Here is a 5,184-nt window from a genome sequence, read left to right on the forward strand (position 1 = left end):
CGGGGACACGGTGGACGGCCTCGCCTCCGGTGTCCGCTCGGTCGCCGTGGGCGGGGCGCTCGGCCGGGCGTCGGCGTCGACACCGGTGGCGGACACGGCCGTGGCCCGCACGGTGCCGGATCCGCCGTCCCGGGTGAGGGCGACGACCAGCGACACGAGGAGCCCGACGGCGGCCACGGCGACGGCCGGGACCAGGAGGCCGCGCCGCTTGCCGCGCGGACGGCGGTGGGAGGGGGATGCCACGGAGGAGTCCTTATGTGGTGATGTGGTGCGGGGGAGAAGACACGCTTCCGACCCGGTGGTCGTCACAGCCGCCGGAAAGGTTGCCGGGCCCGGGTGAATCCGTTCCGGACGCCGGGGCCGGGGGGAGACCGGCGGGGCGGCTCCCAGGACCGGTCGCGGAGCGCCGTGTACGCGGCCCACGCGTCCAGCAGCGGCGGGACGACCGAATGCCGCCGGCCGGGTCCGTGGGTGACCGCGTACCGTACGGCCGCCGGGGTGGCCTCCGGGAACGCCGAGCGCAGCAGGGCGACCGCGCCCGTGACGAACGGCGCGGCGGCGCTCGTGCCGTTCAGGACGAAGGGGCGGTCGCCGGAACCCGGCGCCGGGACGCGCTCGCCGGGGGCGCCGACCCCGTGGCGGCCGATGGACGCGCCCAGATTGGACTGGGGCATGGGGCGCCCGGCGCGGTCGTACGCGGTCACCGGGACGACCCAGGGGTGCCCGGTGAGGACGGAGGAGCCCAGTCGCCCCTGGTTCCCGGCGGCGGCCACGAGGATCACGCCCCGGTCGGCGGCGTGGTCGAGGGCCGCCTCCAGCGCGGGGTCGCGGGTCCCGGAGGGCGCGGGCTGGGCCATGCTGAGGTTCAGGACGAGGACGCCCGCGTCGACGGACTCCACGATCGCCTCGGCCAGCTCTCCCGTCCGCACGCCGGACAGGCAGGTCGCGGGCCCGCCGTCGGCCGGCCGGTCCGTGAAGAGGGGCCGCGACACCAGGGTGCAGCCGGGACAGACGCCCCCGGCTCCCGCGATGGTCCCGGCGACGGCGGTGCCGTGCGCACAGCAGACGTCGGCACGGCGGCAGGCCCCCGCACCGGCGGCCGGGCGCAGTTCCCGGACCGGGCGGCCCGCGAAGGCGGGATGGTCCGGGTCGACACGGCCGTCGATCAGGCCGACGACGACCGAGGGCCGGCCGGAGGTGCGCGCCATGAGCGGCGTGAGACGGACCAGGTCCCTGGGATCCACGGACACCCTCCCGCCTCCGGCCGCGGATCGGGCGCGGCCGGTCACCGTCCCGCGGCCCCCGCCGGGCGGGGGCACGTCCGGGACGTCGTATCGGGACGCCGTATGGAGTGCCGCTTCACCTCCACCGGGCGGGGAGCGGCGTGCGGCCGGACGGGGCGGACCGGCCGGGTCGGGTGGGCCGGTTCACCACCGCTCCGGTCCGGGGCCGAGGCAGTACCGGTCGATGCACTTCTGGAAGCAGCGGGGGTCCCAGGAACTCTCGCACTCGTCCTCGCAGATCGGCTGGTGCTCCTCCGCGCAGGTGATGTGCTGCGGCACGAACCGGTCGCCGGGCGCCGGTCCGGATCCGCCCCGCGGCTCCCGCCGGTGCTCGAATCCAGGGATGCTCATCCTGCGGTCACCACTTCTCCGAGCAGAGCCTCGTCAGGCAGTTCCGCACGCACACACGGACGTTGTGGGCGCCCCGGCACTGGTTGCGGCAGATGGGAGCCAGTTCCTCCTCACAGGTGAACTGCTGGGGGAGGAACAGATCACCGGGGTTCACTCCACGTGCCGCCCGCTCGACGGCGAATCCGGGGATACGCATGTCCGTTCGCCTCTTTCTCTCTCGTGGTTCACCGGGCGTAGTAGGGCTGGAGCGAGGTCACCCGGAAGGGGAAGAGCCCCGCGAGACCGACGCGGACGAACCACTGCTCGGTGACGTTGGTCTGTCGGTGGGTGTAGGAGAAGACGACCGTGATGACGGTGTGCGATCCGGAGCTGAGCCGGGAGGGCCCGGCCTCCACCGCCGAGAGCGCGTAGCCGTCGGTGGACTTCTCGTGGGTCTTCCGGTAGATCTCCTGGTCCCTGACCGTCAGGTAGTTGAGAGCCCGGTCGACGGGTTCGGTGCCCGCGTTGTCGCCGAGCTGGAGCAGCCGGTCGAGCAGGGCCCCGGCAGCCTTCTGGAACTCCTTGCGAGGGGTGTCGTCGGGGCGGTCGATCGCCCGGATCAGCTCCTTGCTGTCGAAGGCCCAGATCTTCTCGACGCGGACGACCGGGACGGAGAGTCCCTGGCAGACGCCCGGGGACGCGACCGGACCGAGGCGGCCGACGACCACGGCGAGGTCGCGCCGGTCGTCGACCGGACGCAGGGCCTCCACGATGTCGTCCAGGTCTGTGGGGTCGGCGGGCTCCAGGATGTAGGTGTCGACGCCCTGCACGGAGAGGACGTAGCACATCTGCCGGGCGATGTAACGGTTCTCCGGGTCGGACAGGACCCGGTGGAGCGCGTCGGCGTCGGTGACGTCGGTGGCACCGCCGGCCCCCGCCACCTGGAAGAACTCATGCTGGACGGAGAGGTCCGGGAAGACGGCGTGGACACGGCCCAGGACGTAGACGTAACCGGCGCCGGTGCCGCCGCCGGCCTCCCGGCCGCCCTCGCCGGAGACGTCCGTACCGCAGCCGCACGAGGCGTGGGCGACGGCGGGCTCGCCGGGGAGGGGGCGGGGGGTCTCGGAGCCGGGGACGGGCGCGGGGCCGGGCCGTGTCCCGGTCTCCGTCGGAGGGTCCGTGGCGGTGACGGCGTCGGTGGTCTCGGGGTCCATCGGTCACTCCTCACACATGCTCTGCCGGGGCTCTCCGGCCACAGCGGGCCGCGTGTCGGCCGTCCTGACCGTGTACGCGCCCATGCGGTGCCTCAGCGGTCCCGGCCGCCGATCGCCATCCACCGGTTCAGCGCCTCGGCCCTGCGACCGCAGCCGCCGCAGGGCCGGATCCCCACGGCCGTGGTCACCCGGGCGACGGCGTCACCCAGTCCGATCTCCGCTCCCTCACGCGCGAATCCCGGGATACGGGCCCGGTGGCGGGGCCGGTCGTGACGGCGGGCGCCATGGGGGTCACGTGCCTCCCGGCCCCCGGCCTCACGACCACTTGTTCCACCGTCAACCATCCTGCTCACATCCCGGTGTTCGGACCACTCCCCGGGCACCCCCGCCCCTTCCCATCCTCTTCCCGGGACGCTCCGCGCGCACCTCGGGCGGACCGGCCCCGGGCCCGTGAACCGCGTGGCAACGTCGTTACCGTGAGCGAGGATTGGGCTACGGTGGGAGCAATGTTGCGGGAGTTTCGGGGGGCTGCGGTGGATCCCTATCTGCTCACACTGGCCGGCACGGCCGGGACGTCCCTGGTGGGACTGCTCGTCGCCGAGGGGTGGCAGCAGACGCGGGACGGGGTGGTGACCGTCTGGCGCCGGTTCCGGCCGGAGGCCGTCGAGGAGGTCGAGCGGGAGCTGGAGGCGTCCCGGACCGCCGCGCTCGACGCGGGCGAGGGCGAAGGACCCGGACCCGCCGGGCGGCTGGAGGGCCGGTGGGTCGGGCAGTTCGCGACACTGCTCGGTGAACATCCGGAAGCCGCCGACGAGTTGCGGGACCTGGTGGAAGAGTGGCGGCGGCGGGCGGCCGACGGCCAGGAGATCCGCGGCGACGTGCGGATGGAGGCGCGGGCCGAGGGCAACGGCCGCGTCTACCAGGCGGGCCGGGACCAGCACATCACCGACCGATGAGGGAACCCGACCGGCCCGACACGTGGGGCCACGCCTCGGACAACGGGCAGGTGTACCAGTCCCGCGCCAACCAGTACATCACCCACATCCACGTCGCCGAGGCCCGCAGCCAGACCGCCCACGAGGCGCGCCGGCGGGCCGACGTCGTCGTCCAGGTGCTGACGCGCGCGGTGGGGGAGTGGGCGGCCCGCTGCCAGGAGCTGGAGGAACAGGTCCGGCAGGCCAGGGCGGACGGGCACGCCGAGGCGCAGGCCGAGTTCGCCGAGCGGCTGAAGGACGCCGAACTGCGCGTCATGCGGGCCCAGTCGACGATGCGGCAGGCCGAGCAGGAACGCGCCAGGGCGGAGGAGCTGCTCGCCCAGGCGCAGATGGAACTGGCGCGACGGCGCCGGGAGGCGGAGCGGGACGCCACGCAGGAACGGGAGGCCACCCCCCTCCCCGCCCACCCCGGCCTGTCGCAGGAGGCGCAGGACAGCGAGGGGTTCTCCGACCTCATGGAACGGGCGGAGGCCGAACTCGGCGTGGTGCGCGAGGAACTGCGACAACTCGGGGAGGAGATCGACGGGGACACCGTGGAGACGGAGGCGGTCCAGGGGGAGTGGACGGTACGGCACGACGGGCAGCCGGAGGAACCGGGCACCAGCGGGCCGGCCCCCGGCACGCCCCCCGACGGCGTCGCCCCGGGCCGTACGTCGCCGACCCTGGCCACGTTCAAGCGCATCCCCTCGCTCGGGCCGCCCCGCCTGCGCCGGATCGGGTTCGTCTGGCTGGCCTGGGAGGTCCCGGCGACCATTCCCATGCTGGTCGTCACCGCCAACCGGGCCGCGTACGGGACGGACGCGCATGTCCTGGTCCAGGCGCTGTTCACCGTGGGCAGTGTGCTGGCGGGCGCGGTGGCGCTGCTGATGAGCGCCGCGGTCCTGGCCTTCTTCGCCGAGGCGTTCCTGACGAGGGAGTCGGAGCGGAGGCCCGGCACCGACGGGGTGCTCATGGCCGTTCTGGTCCTTCTGGTGCTCTTCGTGAGCGCGTTCTTCACGCCCCTCGACTGGCCGGGCCCCGCAGGAACGTGGGGGAGTGCCGTGGCGTCCCTGGCGGGCCTGGAGTAGACGCGGACGGGGCCGGCAGGACCTACGGGAGGGGCGCGGCACTCCACCCGTACGGACCTCCCGGGCCCGTGGGGCGGGGCGCGATACCCCGGCCGTCCGTGGGGGGCGTCCACGGGGAGTGGTTCCGGTCCGGTCCGCCGTTCGTGGGGGGCGTCCACGGGGAGTGGTTCCGGTCCGGTCCGCCGTTCGTGGGGGGCGTCCACGGGGAGTGGTTCCGGTCCGGTCCGCCGTTCGTGGGGGGCGTCCACAGGGAGTGGTTCCGGTCCGGTCCGCCGTTCGTGAAGGGCGTCCACGG

General features: G+C 74.4%; 6 protein-coding genes and 1 pseudogene. 2 read left to right on the forward strand and 5 right to left on the reverse strand.

Annotated features, from left to right (window positions below):
• The 5 genes and pseudogenes from B7767_RS30630 to B7767_RS30650 form a co-directional block, all read right to left on the reverse strand.
• Positions 1-243, reverse strand: a pseudogene (locus B7767_RS30630) (hypothetical protein); the annotation flags it as partial.
• A 62-nt stretch (positions 244-305) separates the two neighbouring features.
• Positions 306-1,244 (reverse strand): S8 family serine peptidase, encoded by a 939-nt coding sequence (locus tag B7767_RS30635; protein ID WP_256923631.1) that lies wholly within the window; start codon positions 1,242-1,244, stop codon positions 306-308.
• 183 nt (positions 1,245-1,427) lie between these two features.
• Positions 1,428-1,634, reverse strand: coding sequence for a hypothetical protein (locus B7767_RS30640; RefSeq protein WP_085574986.1), 207 nt, complete (start codon positions 1,632-1,634; stop codon positions 1,428-1,430).
• Positions 1,635-1,641: 7 nt separating this feature from the next.
• Positions 1,642-1,830 (reverse strand): hypothetical protein, encoded by a 189-nt coding sequence (locus B7767_RS30645; RefSeq protein WP_085574987.1) that lies wholly within the window; start codon positions 1,828-1,830, stop codon positions 1,642-1,644.
• A gap of 28 nt (positions 1,831-1,858) precedes the next feature.
• The gene (locus B7767_RS30650) at positions 1,859-2,827 is read right to left on the reverse strand and encodes a hypothetical protein (protein WP_085574988.1); all 969 of its coding nucleotides are present in this window, start codon (positions 2,825-2,827) and stop codon (positions 1,859-1,861) included.
• A gap of 506 nt (positions 2,828-3,333) precedes the next feature.
• On the opposite strand from B7767_RS30650, the gene B7767_RS30660 reads away from it, so the two are divergent.
• Together B7767_RS30660 and B7767_RS30665 are read left to right on the forward strand one after the other, a co-directional pair.
• A complete protein-coding gene (locus B7767_RS30660; protein WP_143652709.1) occupies positions 3,334-3,783 on the forward strand; it encodes a hypothetical protein in 450 nt (149 codons plus the stop codon).
• A complete protein-coding gene (locus tag B7767_RS30665) occupies positions 3,780-4,889 on the forward strand; it encodes a hypothetical protein (RefSeq protein WP_085574990.1) in 1,110 nt (369 codons plus the stop codon). Before B7767_RS30660 ends, B7767_RS30665 begins: the two co-directional genes overlap by 4 nt.
• The last annotated feature ends 295 nt before the right edge of the window (positions 4,890-5,184 follow it).

Source organism: Streptomyces sp. 13-12-16 (genome assembly GCF_002114215.1).
GTDB lineage: Bacteria > Actinomycetota > Actinomycetes > Streptomycetales > Streptomycetaceae > Streptomyces.